Below are 15,800 nucleotides of genomic sequence, written 5' to 3'. Positions count from 1 at the left end.
GGCGACTGATGAATTCAACGCCCATCAAGCATCGCCAGCGCGGTATGGCATTGCTGGTCAGCCTGGTTTTCCTGCTGCTCCTGACGCTGATCGGCCTGTCGTCGATGCAGAGCGCCACCCTTCAGGAAAAAATGACCAGTAGCGTCATGCTACGCAACCAGTCCTTCCAGTTGGCCGAGGCAGCGCTGCGGGTTGGTGAAAGCGCGGTACAGGCCGAGGCCTACTCCCTGCCGGTGTGTACCACCGCGACCCAGTGTGCGCCGCCGGCTGAATCGGCAACCCTCACGACGGCCGGGCGCAATTCATCGTCGGGGGTGACCTGGATCGCCGTCCCTGGCGGGTTCTATGGCGTGCAGAATCTGGGCACCACGCTGACGGCGGTCAACGTGCCGATCAATACGTCGGCGACGCTGTACCGGATCACGGCGGTGGCCGTGGTGGGAAATAACCAGCGCAGCGTCGTGGAGAGCATCTATGCGAAATATTAAGGTGCGTCGCGATTGGAAGCAGGCGTTGTGGGGTGTGCTGCTCAGCCTGTACCTGGCTGCACCGGCCTATGCTTTCACGCCTTCGGATTCGCCGTTGCTGAGTGCCGCCGCAGTCACGCCCAACGTGATGCTGCTGATCGATGACTCGGGGAGTATGAACAACATCATTTGGGCGTCGGGGTTTGATCCGACGGTGACGCAAACGCGCACTTATGCATGCAGCGCCAGTAGCAATTGCAACGATAGGTATGAACTGGATCTGGATGACTCGAACATTCTGTTAATGAGCCTGTTGCGGGGCGGTTGCTCGTCTGGCTGGTACGGTTTCTACCGGCCCGGCCTTGGTCGGATCTGTCTGCGGCTGCCAGACCCGGTGGGTGGGGGCGATACACGCTACACCGCCAAGTACCTGGCGTATCTGGTAACCCTGGCCAACGGCTCGAACCGGGACTACACCAATGGCTCAATCCCCAGGGATTATCGAATCAACGTGGCACGGGATGTCTCCAACGACTTGGTCGCCAACAACCGTGCCTTGCGCATCGGGCTTGCCACCTTCAATCCTCCCAACTTCAGCAACTCCGGCCCGGGAGGCTACATCGCCCGTGTCATCAGCGATCTGTCACCCGTCAGCGGCAGCGTGACCCAGACCCAGGCCAACGCCAACTACAGTGCCCTGATCAACGCCATCAACGGTCTGGGCGCGGTCGCCAATACGCCATTGGCCGAGAGCTATTACGAGGTCACCCGTTATTTCAGGGGCATGGCGCCGTACCACAACAATAGCCCCAGCACCTACACCAGCCCGATCCAGTACCGGTGCCAGAAGAATTTCGGTGTGGTGATCACCGACGGCTTGCCCACCTACGACCGTACCTTTCCCACCAACGATCCGTTAGGCGGATCCCGTCTGCCGAACTGGGATGGCATCAGTACCAACGATGGTGCTGACCGCAACGGTGACGCTGAGGGCGATACGCTTTATCTGGACGATATCGCCAAGTTCGCTTTCGACATCGACATGCGTTCCACCGGCACCGACGTCACTGGCCAGAGCTGGAATGCCACGGATTTTCCCCGGCAGTACCTCAATACCTACACCGTGGGTTTTGCCGTCACCAATACGATGCTGTCCGACGCCGCTCGCTACGGCGCGGGTAAATATTATCCAGCGTCCGACAGCGAAGGCCTGAACTCGGCCTTGTCATCGGCCTTGAGTGACATCACCTCCAAGGCCGGATCGGGGGGCGGCGGCACCACCAACGGTGCAACGTTGTCCACCACCTCCAGCTATTACCAGACCACCTATGACCCCAAGGACTGGCGAGGCACCATCCGCGCATTCGGTTTTACCTCGGCGGGGACGGTCGATACGGCGGCCGTGCAATGGACCACCAACACCAGCATCGTGCCGGGTGCCACGGCACCGACCTATCAGTCCTGGAACACCGCGACCAACACGCCGGTAACCTTGGCCTACGGCAACTTTTCACCGGCCCAGCAAACCAGCCTCAGCCAGGGCCTGCCCACGGGGATCACCGGCAGCGATCTGGTGGAATGGAGCAAAGGTGTCAATAAAACCGGGTTGAAGGTGCGCAGCGCGTTGCTGGGGGACATTATCAACTCGCCACTGCTCCTGGCCTCGCCGAACGACCAGACCGCCTCGGACCTGCTGAACGACACCAGCTACAGCACTTACCTGGCAACCAAGGCGGCGAACATGAACGCCAATCTCGTGGTGAATGCCAACGATGGTTTCTTCAGCGTCATCAACAGCGCAAACGGCACGCGGCGTTACGCTTATATGCCCTCGAGCGTCCTGCCCTCGTTGCGGGACATCGCTGACACCAATTACATCAACGGCGTGAGTCACAAGTTCCTGGTGGATGGGCAGATCGGCGTATTCGATGCGCAATTGGGCAATGCCTGGAAGACCGTTGCCCTGGGCGGGACCGGAGCCGGGGGCAAAGCGTTCTATGCGGTGCAATTGTTCGACGCAGCGGCAGGCAATGCGCTCCGGGCGTTGTGGGAAATCAGCGCACCGACCGTCGCCAATACGGCCAACGCCTTCAATGACCTGGGCTACGCCTATGCGCGTCCCGAAGTCGCGCGCCTGGCCGATGGTCGCTGGGCCGCGTTCATCGCCAATGGCTATGGCAGCAACACCGGCGTAGCGGCGCTGTATGTGGTGGATATCCGTGATGGCTCGCTGATCAGGAAAATCACGGTCAATAACAGCGAGACGGGTAACGGCCTGTCGTCGGTCAAGCTTCGGGTCAATTCCCAGAACGTGGTGCAGGCCGCGTACGGTGGCGATTTGAAAGGGCGGATGTGGAAATTCGACCTCAGCGGCACTTCCCCCACCGCCTGGGGCGTTGCGTTTGCCGGGCAGCCGTTGTTCACCGCGCCCGGTGGTGCAACCCAGCCCATCACCGTCCAGCCGTTGCTGGCGGAAAACCCTCAAGGCGGGACCCAGGTTTTTTTCGGCACGGGCAAATTCAACGAAGCGGTGGACAAGCTCAATAAGGATCTGCAGGGGTTCTATTCGATCTGGGACGCCGTCGGCGGTACCGGACAAATCCCGGTTTCGAGCCTGCAAGCCCAGTCGATCACCGGGGTGTTCTCAGGCAGCACTGGGCAATTCGTGACGACCAGCCAGACCGACGTGACGTATCCTGCAAAAAATGGCTGGTATCTGCCCTTGGTGTACAACAACGCATTGACTGGGGAACGGGTGATCAACCCGGCCAGTCTGGTGCTCGGGCGCGTGGTTTTCACCACGGCCGCGGTGGACACCACCGATCCCTGCGCCAGCTTTGGTACTGGCAAACTGATCGAGGTGGATGCGTTCAACGGTAAGATGCTCAACTACGCGGTGCTCGACACCAACGGTGACGGCATGCTCAACAGCCTCGACACGGTCTCCAGCGGAGTGATTTTCACGGGCGGGATCCCGACCTTGAGCGCTGTCGTCAGTGCCAACGGGGCCACCAACATGATCGTGAACGACTCCGGTGGCGGTATCACCGACCTGCTGGGGAAATCCGTCGGCGGCAGCCGCCGCATCATGTGGCGGCAAATACAATGAGAGATAAGGTATGCGCAGATCCAACCGGGGTTTCACCTTGATCGAAATCATGATCGTGATCGCCATCATCGGTATCGTGATCACCGTCGGCTATCCGAGCCTGACCGAATACATGAAAAAGGGCCGAAGGGCCGAAATCGCCGGGCTGCTATCGGAGCAGGCGCAGATTCTTGAGCGCCATTACTCCAAGAACAATGTCTACACCAACGCGACCGGGCTGAGCAGCGGTAATGATTTCTACACCATTACCCAGACGCTCATGGATCAGAGTTTCACCCTGACTGCCGTGCGCAACAGCGCCTCGTCCATGGCCACCGACAAGTGCGGTGATTTCACCATCAACAACACGGGCGCGCGAAGCATCATCAACGCTGCTGCCGGGCTGACTGCCAAGGATTGCTGGGGTCGCTGAGTTTATTTTTTCGGGCGCTGTCCTGCGCCCTTTGTCTTGTGAGTTGAAATAGAACATGACCAGGCAACAGCAAGTGGTGATTGTCGGCGGCGGAGTCATTGGCCTGCTGACGGCGTTCAATCTCGCGTCCGAAGGGCAGCGCGTGGTGCTGCTGGACCGCTCCAGTGTCGGCCAGGAATCGTCCTGGGCCGGCGGCGGTATTGTTTCGCCGCTGTACCCCTGGCGCTACAGCCCGGCGGTCACCGCACTGGCCCACTGGTCGCAGGACTTTTATCCACAGCTGGCCCAGCGTCTGTTCGCGGCCACGGGGGTTGATCCGCAGGTGCATGTCACCGGTCTGTATTGGCTGGACCTGGACGATCAGGCCGAAGCACTGGCCTGGGCCGAGCGGGAAGGGCGCCCGTTGCGGGCTGTGGAAATCTCGGCTGTCCATGACGCGGTGCCAGTACTGGGCGCGGGTTTCTCCCGGGCGATCCACATGGCCGATGTGGCCAATGTGCGCAATCCCCGGTTGGTGAAGTCCCTCAAGGCTGCGTTGCTGGCGCTACCCAATGTCACGCTGCATGAGCAATGCGAGGTCGGCGGGTTCATCCGCGACGGTGGGCGTATTGTGGGGGTTAACAGCTCCGAGGGGCCGATCCTTGGCGATCAGGTGGTCCTGGCGGCGGGCGCCTGGAGCGGTGAACTGCTCAAGACTCTGGGGCTGAAGTTGCCGGTCGAGCCGGTCAAGGGCCAGATGATTCTGTACAAATGTGCGTCGGATTTTCTATCGAGCATGGTCCTGGCCAAGGGCCGTTATGCGATTCCGCGTCGCGACGGGCATATTCTGGTGGGCAGTACGCTGGAGCGCGAAGGCTTCGACAAGACCCCGACCGATGTTGCGCTCGATAGCCTGAAGGCGTCGGCGCAGCAGCTGATTCCTGCGCTGGCGGACGCCGAGGTGGTCGGGCATTGGGCCGGGTTGCGGCCTGGATCGCCGGAGGGCATTCCCTATATTGGTGAGGTGCCGGGGTTTTCGGGGTTGTGGTTGAACTGTGGGCATTATCGCAATGGGTTGGTGTTGGCTCCGGCGTCGTGTCGGTTGTTTGTTGATGTGATGTTGGGGCGTGAGCCGGTGATTGATCCTGCGCCTTATGCGCCGGCGGGGCGGTTGTAAGGTTCGGCTTTGGCTTGGGGGTGAGCTTGGTGACGAGGCGGCCTGACAGCCGGCCTGTCTCTCACGGTTGTACCCGGATCCAACTGTGGGAGCGAGCCTGCTCGCGATGGCGGCCTGACAGCCGGCCAGGGTTTTGTTGGTTGGGTATATATCCGTTTCTGCGGTAACGGCTACTTATGGTTCCGCCCTTACGGCGGGTCACTTTTGAAGAGCGCAAAAGTAACCAAAACGCTCTTGCCCCACCACTCGGTGCCTCGCCTAGGCTCGGCATGCCCTCACTCCGGCATTGCTCCGTGGGCCCGCCGCGAAGGGCCATCCATGGCCCAGCGCGGCTACCTCGGCATCCATGCCGAGGTGCCCACTCCACAATACCTGCGTTCGGCCAGCGTGGTTAACGGGGCGCCCCAGATCAAAATCAAAAGCGAGGCGGCCTGACAGCCGGCCTGTTTTTTGCGGGTGTACACCCATCGGACCTGTGGGAGCAAAGCTTGCTCGCGAGGCGGCCTGACAGTCGGCCTGTTTTTTGCGGGTGTACACCCATCAGACATGTTGAGCCGGACCTGTGGGAGCAAAGCCTGCTCGCGAGGCGGCCTGACAGCCGGCCTGTCTCTTGCGGGCGTAGCCCTATCCCAGTGTGGGAGCGAGCCTGCTCGCGATGTCAGCCCATCCACCCTCGATGCAACCGAGGTGTCGCTATCGCGAGCAGGCTCGCTCCCACAGGAGAAACGCGTTCGCCCAAAACCAGGCCGGCTGTCAGGCCGCCTCGCGGAGGACGTTGATCTCGGCGCCCCGTTAACCACGCTGGCCGAACGCAGGCATTGTGGAGTGGGCATCCCGGCATGGATGCCGGGATAGCCGCGCTGGGCCATGGATGGCCCTTCGCGGCGGGCCCACGGAGCAATGCCGGAGTGAGGGCACACCGAGCCTAAGCGAGGTGCCGAGTGGTGGGGCAGAAGCGTTTTGCTTACTTTTGCGCTGTTCAAAAGTGAGCCGCCGTAAGGGCGGAACCCTAAGTAGCCGTTACCGCAGAAATGGATATACACACTCACAATAGCGCCTTCACAGCCAACCAGAATTTGTGGGAATGGTCGGACAAAGCCCCTAATTCAAGCCGAATTTTCCGACGAGTTCTGGCGGTTGCCGGGTGGGAAGAACTCTGGCTAACCTTTTTCCGTCGCTGCCAATTCAGCGACCGGGCGTCGCGGCCCGCTAACTTGGTGCATAATTCCAGACGACGACAGGGCTTCGGTATTTGTCGTTCTGTCATGGTTGGCTGTGCGTGGGATACCTTCGGGTATGCCGGAGGCTCCAAGTTCGGTCCGCGAACCTGCGTACAGCTACCACCTCCAATCGCGTCGCGGCGATCGGTGGCAGCTCCAAAACTTGGAGATGCACGATGATCAAAGTCACACCCAATCCCCCCGAAACCGATCCCTCGTCAGCCCATGGCGGGCTCGATTCTCAAAAACTCGATGAAGCCGCCCAGCGCGCCCTCGACTATTACCTCGGCCCAAAGCCCGAAACCAAAAAGAAACCAACCTCAACCCAACTGTTCGCCGTGGTGGATGGCATCGACACCGAATGCCTGCTCGCCAACCTCAGCGAAACCCTGGCCTCAGCCAACGCAACCGTCAGCGACCTGGCCTTCGAACTCGAAGGCTCGCGACGGCATGTCGCATTGGGAGTGCAACAGTTGATTGAGCTGAGCGAGTTGTTGGCCAACCGTGTGCTGGATGAGCGGGTGCCGGTGGCGGAAGGCTAGAAGAGCTGCCAAGGCAAACACGGGGTAAGTAGGAGCATCAGGACCGCGCCTCAATCCAACCCCAACTTCTTCAACCGATACCGCATCGACCGAAACGACAACTTCAACCGTTGGGCCGCCGCCGTGCGGTTCCAGCGGGTTTCCTCCAAAGCCTGGAGGATGAGTTTGCGTTCGACGTCCTCCAGATAGTCTTCCAGGTTATCGACCCGCATCAGGTCGGGGCTGCCTGCGTCGGTGGTGCTGATGCCCTCGGCCAGGCGCAGGTCGTGGGCTTCGATCAACTGGTGCTCGCAAAGGGTGTAGGCGCGTTCGAGCATGTTTTCCAGTTCCCGAACATTGCCCGGGAAGCGGTAGTTTCGAAGGGCGTCCAGAGCTTGGGGATGGAGCTTGACCGCGGGGCTGCCGGTGTTGGCGGCCAGGCGCTGGAGGGTATGATTGGCGAGCGATTCGATGTCTTCGCGGCGTTCGCGCAGCGGCGGGACGCGCAGTTCGATGACGTTGAGTCGATAGTACAGGTCCTGGCGAAAGCGCCCGGCGGTGACTTCGGCGTCCAGGTCCTTGTGGGTGGCGCAAAGAATTCGTACATCCACCACTTCTTCCTGCTGGCCACCAACGGCCCGCACGGCTTTTTCCTGGATGGCCCGCAGCAATTTGACTTGCATCGCCAGGGGCAGGTCGGCCACTTCGTCAAGGAACAAGGTCCCGCCGTGAGCGGCCTGGAACAGTCCCGGTTTGTCTTCGATGGCGCCGCTGAAGCTGCCTTTTCGATGGCCGAAAAACTCGCTTTCCATCAGCTCCGTGGGAATCGCCCCACAGTTGACCGGCACAAAACGCTGGGCGGAACGCGGGCCTTGCTCATGGATCAACCGGGCGACCAGTTCCTTGCCGCAACCCGATTCCCCGCTGATGTAGACCGGCGCCTGACTGCGAGCGAGTTTTTCGATCTGTTTGCGGACGTTGTGCATCGGCGGGGAATCGCCCAGCAGACAGCGCTCGATGGACGCCGCCGGGATGGCGACCGACGGCAGGCGTAATGCGCTGGTTACCAGCTCACGCAGCCGACCCAGGTCGACCGGTTTGGTCAGGAAGTCGAAGGCGCCGGCCTTGAGGGCGTCGATGGCGGTTTCCAGGCTCCCGTAGGCGGTGATCATTGCCACGGGCAATTGCGGGTAGCGTTGCTGGATATGTTGCACCAGCTCCAGGCCAGTGCCGTCGGGCAGGCGCATGTCGGTCAGGCACAGGTCAAAGGTGTCTTCAGCCAGCAGGGCCCGGGCCTGGGCAAGGTTCTCGGCGCTGCGGGTGTCGAGTTTCATCCGGCCCAGGGTAATGTCCAGGAGTTCGCGGATGTCCGGTTCGTCATCGACGATCAGGATTCGTTGCCGTGAGCGCGTAGTCAAATCTGTTTCCGTCCGTGAGCAAAAGTGATGCGAAAGCAGCCGCCGCCTTGGCGTGGTTTGAAGTCTAGGCGGGCCTGGTTGCTTTCGCACAGCTCACGGGACAGATAGAGCCCAAGGCCGGTGCCCTGGCTGCTGGTGGTGAAGAAAGGTTCGAACAAATGCGCTTGCTGGTCCGGTGTCACGCCGGGGCCGTTGTCGATAATGTCCAGCGTGGACAGCTGGCTGTGGGGATCGATGAACAGCTTCAGCCAGACCTCAGCCTCTTCATGGGCCATCGCGCTGTGACGCCAGGCGTTGCGCAGGAGGTTGTCGAGCACCTGGGTCAACTGATCGGGGTCCATCAGCGTGAGGTAGTCACCCGGGTTGATGCTCAGGTGCAAGTGCTGATGCCCAGCCGCGTTTTCCCGGGCTTGTCGGACGAACTGGTCGAGCCAGATCCGCAGATCCAGGCGCTGCGGCGTGGTCTGCTGGCGGCGGGACAGTTGCAGGACGTTTTCAATGACGCGGTTCATTCGTTGGGAGTGATCCTGGATGATCTGCGTCAGACGCCGATCTGCGTCGTTCAGTTCCTCGGACTCGCGCAGCAATTGCGCCGCATGGCTGATCGCCCCCAACGGGTTGCGGATTTCATGGGCGATACCGGCGGTGAGGCGCCCCAGGGAGGCGAGTTTCAACTGCTGGGCGTGCTGGGCCACTTGGGCCAGGTCTTCGAGGAAGACCAGGATCTGATGCTGATCGTGATGCCCCAGGGCAATGAAACTCGGTTGCAAGGTCAGGCCGGTGCCGTTAATGGTCAGGCTTTGCGGACGCAGGCTGGGGTTGTTCAACCACAGCTGTAGCCGCTCCACCAGGGCGCCGGAGCAGTCGTCGAGCCGCTGGCCGACCAGGTCGTGCATGCCCAACAGGTTCAATGCGCTTTCGTTAGCCAATTGCACCCGGCGCTGGCGATCGAGCACCAGGATGCCGGTGCGCATGCGTTGCAGGATCAGTGCGTTGAGCGCTTCCAGACCGACTACTTCGCTGGCCCGTTGTTCGGCGAGGATTTCACTGGCTTCCAGGCGTCGGGTCAGGCCTTGCACCAGCAGCGCGGCGGCAAAACACAAGGCCCCCAGGGTACCGGCCTGCAGATAACTGCTGGGACGGCTCGAATCGCTGAGGTCAAGGAAGAAGCTCGATCCGACGATGCCCAGCGTGGCGACAGCGGCAATCAATAGGCCGATTCGGCCTCGCAACAACGTATTGCCGATGGCCACCGAGACGATGAGCAGGTTGCCGATGGCGCTGGGGGCGCCGCCGGCAGCGTAGAACAGCCACGACAACAACAGCACGTCGGTCAGAGCCAGGCCGAACAGCCGGGCTGGGCGGCGGGTATTTTCAAGAAACACCACCAGCAGGATATTCAGCACCAGATACAACCAGCTGCCGCTGCGCAGCAAATCGTCGTTGGCGAACTCCAGCAGGCGGTTGTCCATGTTGCTGGAGATCAGCAACACCAGGGTGATGCCGATGCTTAGACGGTACAGGTGATAGAGACGCAGCAGGCGCTGCGCCTGTTTGACGCGAGGGCTTGAGGCTTGCTCAGCGGTCACGAGTGCCCGGGCCTTGCTCGAGGTGAGCCTGGCTGCAATACCACTGTTGTTCGAGGGCCAGTGCCCGATCTCGCGGCAGGTGCACGCCGCAATGGGCGCAACGGACCATGGGTGGTGCGTCCTGTTCCCGAGGGGAGTTCGGCGCGGCAGAGGTCCCCTTGAACTTGCGCCACAACCATATCGCGGCGGCAATCAGGGCGATCCAGAACAGTAAACGAAGCATGATGGGCGGCTTTTTGGCTAATGATCAGGCAGTTTAGCCAAGGACAGGAACGGCGCACAGCGCTATAAAATCCAGGCACAAAAAAAGGGAGACCCGCGGGCCTCCCTTTTGCTGACACCTGGCCTCAGTCGAACAGGCCGAAGGTCATGTAGCTGAACCAGGAGCGATCGCTGGATTCGCTCTCAGGCTCTTCTTCTTCGAGCACGTCGCCATTTTCGTCCTTGGGCTTGAGCTCGTTTGGAATGGCTTCCTTGGCATCCTGGAACTGGCGCTGAACGTCCTGGTTGGCGCGGGTTTCGCCCGGCGGCAGAGGTGGACGGGATTCGATCAGGCCCAGGGTCGCCTTGCTCAGCCACGAACGGTTGTCGGCCTCGTCAACTCGTGGAGTGAACTGACCATCCTCCAGGGACGGGTGATCCGGGTAGTTGAGCTTGAGGGTTTCCAGGCTGGTGGCGGCCAGGTCGTCCAGGTGCAGGCGCTGGTAGGCTTCGGTCATCACTGCCAGGCCGTCGCCCACCGAGGGGGTTTCCTGGAAGTTTTCCACCACGTAGCGGCCACGGTTGGCGGCAGCGACGTAGGCCTGACGGGTCAGGTAGTAGTCAGCCACGTGGATTTCGTAGGCGGCCAGCAGGTTGCGCAGGTAGATCATGCGCTGCTTGGCGTCCGGCGAATAACGGCTGTTGGGGAAACGGCTGGTCAGCTGGGCGAACTCGTTGTAGGAGTCGCGCGCGGCGCCCGGGTCCCGCTTGGTCATGTCCAGCGGCAGGAAGCGCGCCAGCAGGCCGACGTCCTGGTCGAAGGAGGTCAGGCCCTTGAGGTAGTAAGCGTAATCGACGTTCGGGTGCTGCGGATGCAGACGAATGAAGCGCTCGGCGGCGGATTTCGCAGCTTCCGGCTCGGCGTTCTTGTAGTTGGCGTAGATCAGCTCCAGCTGGGCCTGATCGGCATAGCGACCAAACGGATACCGCGACTCCAGGGCCTTGAGCTTGGCCGTGGCGCTGGTATAGCTGTTGTTGTCCAGGTCGGTCTGCGCCTGTTGGTACAGTTCGACTTCGCTCAGGTTTTCGTCTACGACTTCCTTCGACGAGCAAGCAGCAGTCAATGCGAGGATGGCGATCAGCAGCAGGTGTTTCACTTGCATGGCGGCTTGCGTCCCTATGACGGCCGCTGTCTTGGGCGGGGCCGTCCTGTTATGATGAGCGCCCCGTTGAGAAGCCTCGGGGCAAAAGACGCCGTATTTAACCACAAGCGCGCAGCCGAAACCAAAGGCTGTGCCGACGCCTAGTCCGAGCATGTCCGATAAAATAGAACTTCGCGCAGAGGTGCCGTCCGAATTGGGCGGCCAACGCCTCGATCAAGTCGCCGCACAACTCTTCGCCGAGCACTCGCGCTCGCGCCTTTCCGCCTGGATCAAGGACGGCCGCCTGACTGTGGATGGGGCGGTGATCCGCCCGCGCGACATCGTCCATGGCGGCGCCATCCTCGAACTGACTGCCGAGCAGGAGGCCCAGGGAGAATGGGTCGCCCAGGACATTGCCCTGGACATCGTCTATGAAGACGACGACATCCTGGTGATCAACAAGCCTGCGGGCCTGGTGGTGCATCCGGCCGCCGGTCATGCCGATGGCACCCTGCTCAACGCCTTGTTGCACCACGTGCCGGACATCGTCAACGTGCCCCGCGCGGGCATCGTGCACCGCCTGGACAAGGACACCACCGGTCTGATGGTGGTGGCCAAGACTATTCAGGCGCAGACACAACTGGTCACACAGCTGCAAAGTCGCAGCGTCAGCCGCATTTATGAATGCATCGTGATCGGCGTGGTCACCGCCGGTGGCAAGATCAACGCCCCCATCGGTCGTCACGGCCAGCAGCGCCAGCGCATGGCGGTGATGGAAGGCGGCAAGCAGGCGGTCAGCCACTACCGCGTGCTGGAGCGTTTTCGTTCCCATACGCATGTGCGAGTCAAGCTGGAAACCGGTCGTACCCACCAGATCCGCGTGCACATGGCCCACATCAACTTCCCGTTGGTGGGCGATCCGGCCTATGGCGGACGTTTCCGCATTCCGCCGGCCGCGAGTATCACCATGGTCGAGTCGTTGAAAAACTTCCCGCGCCAGGCGCTGCATGCACGTTTCCTGGAGCTGGATCATCCGACCACCGGCAAGCGCATGAGCTGGGAATCGCCGCTGCCGGATGACTTCGTCTGGCTGCTGACGTTGCTCAAGCAGGACCGCGAGGCGTTCATCGGATGAATGACTGGCTGATACCCGACTGGCCCGCGCCGGCCTGGGTAAAGGCCTGCGTCACTACCCGTACCGGCGGCGTCAGCCTGGCGCCGTTCGACAGCCTCAACCTGGGCGACCATGTGGGCGATGAGCCCACGGCCGTCGCTGAGAACCGTCGCCGCCTCACCGATCGATTTGCCATTCGTCCGGCCTGGTTGCAGCAGGTCCACGGTATTACCGTGGTCGAGGCTGATCCGGCTCAGGTGGCCATCGCCGATGCCAGCTGGACCGCCACACCGGGTATCGCCTGTACGGCGATGACGGCGGACTGCCTGCCGGTGCTGTTCTGCAACCGTGCCGGCACCCGCGTCGCGGCAGCCCATGCCGGTTGGCGCGGGCTGGCCAACGGCGTACTGGAAGCGACTCTCGACAGTCTCCAGGTCCCGGCCGACGAAATCCTCGCCTGGCTCGGCCCGGCCATCGGTCCGCAAGCCTTTGAAGTGGGGCCAGAGGTGCGTGAAGCGTTCATGGCGCAACTGCCTAGGGCGGCAGACGCCTTCGTGCCTGGCGACACTGCCGGCAAGTTCCTGGCCGATATTTATGCACTGGCCCGCCAACGGCTGGCGGCGCGCGGTGTCACGGCGGTCTATGGGGGCGGCCAGTGCACGGTGACCGACCCACGCTTCTTTTCCTATCGGCGCAACTCGCGTACCGGTCGCTTCGCCTCCCTGATCTGGCTCGACCGCTAGACTTCTCTGATCTGTATCAATAGCGCACTGCTTGAATCTTCCAGAATCGTCCACATCTATAGCGGTATCTGGCAGGTTTCTTCATTCAGGATGTTTTTAAGGTCCGGCCTGCTCAAAAGGAAGGTGACCCATGCGTATTGACCGTTTAACCAGTAAGTTGCAATTGGCCCTGTCCGATGCCCAGTCATTGGCTGTCGGCCTGGACCATCCCGGCATTGAGCCGGCGCATCTGATGCAAGCCATGCTCGAGCAGCAGGGCGGCTCCATCAAGCCACTGCTGATGCAGGTGGGCTTTGACGTGAGCAGCCTGCGTAAAGAGCTGGCCAAAGAGCTCGACCAGCTACCCAAGATCCAGAATCCGACAGGGGACGTGAACATGTCCCAGGATCTGGCGCGCCTGCTCAACCAGGCCGACCGCCTGGCCCAGCAGAAGGGCGATCAGTTCATCTCCAGTGAGCTGGTGCTGCTTGCCGCCATGGACGAGAACAGCAAGCTGGGCAAGCTGTTGCTCGGCCAGGGCGTGAGCAAGAAGGCCCTGGAAAATGCCATTAACAACCTGCGTGGCGGCGAAGCGGTAAACGACGCCAACCACGAGGAGTCCCGCCAGGCGCTGGACAAATACACCGTCGACCTGACCAAGCGTGCCGAGGAAGGCAAGCTTGACCCGGTGATCGGCCGTGACGACGAAATCCGCCGCACAATCCAGGTGCTGCAGCGTCGCACCAAGAATAACCCGGTGCTGATCGGTGAGCCTGGCGTGGGTAAAACCGCCATCGCCGAAGGCTTGGCCCAGCGCATCATCAATGGCGAAGTGCCGGATGGCCTCAAGGGCAAGCGACTGTTGTCCCTGGACATGGGTTCGTTGATCGCCGGTGCCAAGTACCGCGGCGAGTTCGAAGAGCGGCTCAAAGCCTTGCTCAATGAATTGTCCAAGCAGGAAGGGCAGATCATTCTGTTCATCGACGAATTGCACACCATGGTCGGCGCGGGCAAGGGCGAAGGCTCGATGGACGCCGGCAACATGCTCAAGCCTGCGCTGGCCCGTGGTGAGTTGCACTGCGTAGGCGCGACAACGCTCAACGAGTACCGCCAATACATAGAGAAGGACGCGGCGCTGGAGCGGCGTTTCCAGAAAGTGCTGGTGGAAGAGCCCAGCGAAGAAGACACCATTGCCATCCTGCGTGGCCTTAAAGAACGCTATGAGGTTCACCACAAGGTGGCGATTACCGATGGCGCGATCATTGCGGCGGCCAAGCTCAGCCATCGCTACATCACCGACCGTCAGTTGCCGGACAAGGCCATTGACCTGATCGACGAAGCCGCCAGCCGCATCCGCATGGAAATCGATTCCAAACCGGAAGTGCTGGATCGTCTGGAGCGGCGCCTGATTCAACTCAAGGTCGAATCCCAGGCCTTGAAGAAAGAAAGCGACGAAGCGGCGAAGAAACGCCTGGAAAGGTTGCAGGAAGAGATCGTTCGCCACGAGCGCGAGTATTCCGATCTCGAGGAAATCTGGAATTCGGAGAAAGCCGAAGTCCAGGGCTCGGCGCAGATCCAGCAAAAGATCGAACAGTCCCGCCAGGAACTGGAAGCGGCCCGCCGTAAAGGCGACCTCAACCGCATGGCCGAGCTGCAGTATGGGGTGATCCCGGATCTGGAGCGCAGTCTGCAAATGGTCGACCAGCACGGCAAGAGCGAAAACCAGTTGCTGCGCAGCAAGGTCACCGAAGAAGAAATTGCCGAAGTGGTTTCCAAGTGGACCGGCATTCCGGTGTCGAAAATGCTCGAAGGCGAGCGCGACAAACTGCTGAAGATGGAAAGCCTGCTGCACCAGCGCGTGATCGGTCAGGAAGAAGCGGTAGTGGCGGTTTCCAACGCCGTGCGCCGGTCTCGAGCCGGGCTGTCGGACCCTAACCGTCCGAGTGGCTCGTTCATGTTCCTCGGCCCGACCGGTGTCGGTAAAACCGAGCTGTGCAAGGCGCTGGCCGAGTTTCTCTTCGACACCGAAGAGGCCATGGTGCGCATCGACATGTCCGAGTTCATGGAGAAACATTCCGTGGCGCGGCTGATCGGTGCGCCACCGGGCTATGTCGGCTACGAAGAGGGCGGTTACCTGACCGAGGCTGTGCGACGCAAGCCGTACTCGGTGATCCTGCTCGATGAAGTCGAGAAGGCCCACCCGGATGTGTTCAACATCCTGCTGCAAGTGCTGGAGGATGGTCGTTTGACCGACAGCCACGGACGCACGGTGGACTTCCGCAATACCGTGATCGTGATGACGTCCAACCTGGGCTCGGCGCAGATCCAGGAGCTGGTGGGTGATCGCGAGGCGCAACGCGCGGCGGTGATGGATGCAATCTCCACTCACTTCCGACCGGAGTTCATCAACCGGGTGGACGAAGTGGTGATCTTCGAGCCGCTGGCTCGTGATCAGATCGCGGGCATCACCGAGATCCAGCTGGGACGTCTGCGTAGCCGTCTGACCGAGCGCGAGCTGAAGCTGCAATTGAGTGACGAGGCACTGGATAAGCTGATCGCGGTGGGTTACGACCCGGTCTATGGCGCGCGGCCACTCAAACGTGCCATCCAGCGCTGGATCGAAAACCCGCTGGCACAGTTGATTCTGTCCGGGCGCTTCATGCCGGGCGAAACCGTGACCGGCACGGTGGAGAACGACGAAATCGTCTTCAACTGAAAGCCTGCGGATC

The 15,800-nt window shown here is 61.3% G+C and carries 12 protein-coding genes; 8 read left to right on the top strand and 4 right to left on the bottom strand.

The features are described from left to right. Positions 1-8 precede the first annotated feature (8 nt). From CRX69_RS23515 to CRX69_RS23490, 5 genes are all read left to right on the top strand, one after another. Complete coding sequence (locus tag CRX69_RS23515; protein ID WP_076386379.1) at positions 9-488, top strand: pilus assembly PilX family protein; 480 nt, start codon at positions 9-11, stop codon at positions 486-488. After that, positions 475-3,576, top strand: coding sequence for a pilus assembly protein (locus tag CRX69_RS23510; protein ID WP_076386377.1), 3,102 nt, complete (start codon positions 475-477; stop codon positions 3,574-3,576). The genes CRX69_RS23515 and CRX69_RS23510 overlap by 14 nt, the downstream gene beginning before the upstream one ends. A gap of 10 nt (positions 3,577-3,586) precedes the next feature. Beyond that, positions 3,587-3,988 (top strand): type IV pilin protein, encoded by a 402-nt coding sequence (locus tag CRX69_RS23505; RefSeq protein WP_076386375.1) that lies wholly within the window; start codon positions 3,587-3,589, stop codon positions 3,986-3,988. 55 nt (positions 3,989-4,043) lie between these two features. After that, the gene (gene thiO, locus CRX69_RS23500) at positions 4,044-5,144 is read left to right on the top strand and encodes a glycine oxidase ThiO (protein WP_047230179.1); all 1,101 of its coding nucleotides are present in this window, start codon (positions 4,044-4,046) and stop codon (positions 5,142-5,144) included. Between the two features lie 1,396 nt (positions 5,145-6,540). Further along, positions 6,541-6,906, top strand: coding sequence for a DUF6124 family protein (locus CRX69_RS23490; protein WP_076386373.1), 366 nt, complete (start codon positions 6,541-6,543; stop codon positions 6,904-6,906). A gap of 50 nt (positions 6,907-6,956) precedes the next feature. On the opposite strand, the gene CRX69_RS23485 is transcribed toward CRX69_RS23490, so the two are convergent. The 4 genes from CRX69_RS23485 to CRX69_RS23470 all read right to left on the bottom strand — a co-directional run bounded on the left by CRX69_RS23485 (position 6,957) and on the right by CRX69_RS23470 (position 11,256). Further along, positions 6,957-8,303: a sigma-54-dependent transcriptional regulator gene (locus CRX69_RS23485; protein WP_076386371.1), complete on the bottom strand. Its 1,347-nt coding sequence runs from the start codon at positions 8,301-8,303 to the stop codon at positions 6,957-6,959. Further along, positions 8,300-9,892, bottom strand: a complete 1,593-nt coding sequence (locus tag CRX69_RS23480) for a two-component system sensor histidine kinase NtrB (protein ID WP_076386369.1) — start codon at positions 9,890-9,892, stop codon at positions 8,300-8,302. Before CRX69_RS23480 ends, CRX69_RS23485 begins: the two co-directional genes overlap by 4 nt. Continuing rightward, the gene (locus tag CRX69_RS23475) at positions 9,882-10,115 is read right to left on the bottom strand and encodes a PP0621 family protein (RefSeq protein ID WP_047229875.1); all 234 of its coding nucleotides are present in this window, start codon (positions 10,113-10,115) and stop codon (positions 9,882-9,884) included. Before CRX69_RS23475 ends, CRX69_RS23480 begins: the two co-directional genes overlap by 11 nt. A 124-nt stretch (positions 10,116-10,239) precedes the next feature. Next, positions 10,240-11,256, bottom strand: a complete 1,017-nt coding sequence (locus CRX69_RS23470; RefSeq protein WP_047229874.1) for an outer membrane protein assembly factor BamD — start codon at positions 11,254-11,256, stop codon at positions 10,240-10,242. A gap of 151 nt (positions 11,257-11,407) precedes the next feature. Here CRX69_RS23470 and rluD point away from each other — a divergent pair, with 151 nt between their 5' ends. The 3 genes from rluD (at position 11,408) to clpB (ending at position 15,787) form a co-directional block, all read left to right on the top strand. Beyond that, positions 11,408-12,370 (top strand): 23S rRNA pseudouridine(1911/1915/1917) synthase RluD, encoded by a 963-nt coding sequence (gene rluD, locus CRX69_RS23465; RefSeq protein WP_047229873.1) that lies wholly within the window; start codon positions 11,408-11,410, stop codon positions 12,368-12,370. Then, entirely contained in the window at positions 12,367-13,092 is a 726-nt protein-coding gene (pgeF, locus tag CRX69_RS23460) for a peptidoglycan editing factor PgeF (protein ID WP_107322956.1), read from the top strand. The genes rluD and pgeF overlap by 4 nt, the downstream gene beginning before the upstream one ends. Positions 13,093-13,222: 130 nt before the next feature. After that, positions 13,223-15,787: an ATP-dependent chaperone ClpB gene (clpB, locus tag CRX69_RS23455; RefSeq protein ID WP_047229871.1), complete on the top strand. Its 2,565-nt coding sequence runs from the start codon at positions 13,223-13,225 to the stop codon at positions 15,785-15,787. Positions 15,788-15,800 lie beyond the last annotated feature (13 nt).

Source organism: Pseudomonas rhizophila, from assembly GCF_003033885.1.
GTDB classification, from domain to species: Bacteria; Pseudomonadota; Gammaproteobacteria; order Pseudomonadales; family Pseudomonadaceae; genus Aquipseudomonas; species Aquipseudomonas rhizophila.
This window is presented reverse-complemented; position numbering and strand designations above follow the sequence as displayed.

What these genes read in the sequence shown, in the direction of transcription:
- thiO (WP_047230179.1), top strand. Translation starts at nt 4,044, where the DNA reads ATGACCAGGCAACAGCAAGTGGTGATTGTCGGCGGCGGAGTCATTGGC.
- pgeF (WP_107322956.1), top strand. Translation starts at nt 12,367, where the DNA reads ATGAATGACTGGCTGATACCCGACTGGCCCGCGCCGGCCTGGGTAAAG.
- CRX69_RS23505 (WP_076386375.1), top strand. Translation starts at nt 3,587, where the DNA reads ATGCGCAGATCCAACCGGGGTTTCACCTTGATCGAAATCATGATCGTG.
- CRX69_RS23490 (WP_076386373.1), top strand. Translation starts at nt 6,541, where the DNA reads ATGATCAAAGTCACACCCAATCCCCCCGAAACCGATCCCTCGTCAGCC.
- CRX69_RS23475 (WP_047229875.1), bottom strand. Translation starts at nt 10,115, where the DNA reads ATGCTTCGTTTACTGTTCTGGATCGCCCTGATTGCCGCCGCGATATGG.
- rluD (WP_047229873.1), top strand. Translation starts at nt 11,408, where the DNA reads ATGTCCGATAAAATAGAACTTCGCGCAGAGGTGCCGTCCGAATTGGGC.
- clpB (WP_047229871.1), top strand. Translation starts at nt 13,223, where the DNA reads ATGCGTATTGACCGTTTAACCAGTAAGTTGCAATTGGCCCTGTCCGAT.
- CRX69_RS23515 (WP_076386379.1), top strand. Translation starts at nt 9, where the DNA reads ATGAATTCAACGCCCATCAAGCATCGCCAGCGCGGTATGGCATTGCTG.
- CRX69_RS23510 (WP_076386377.1), top strand. Translation starts at nt 475, where the DNA reads ATGCGAAATATTAAGGTGCGTCGCGATTGGAAGCAGGCGTTGTGGGGT.
- CRX69_RS23470 (WP_047229874.1), bottom strand. Translation starts at nt 11,256, where the DNA reads ATGCAAGTGAAACACCTGCTGCTGATCGCCATCCTCGCATTGACTGCT.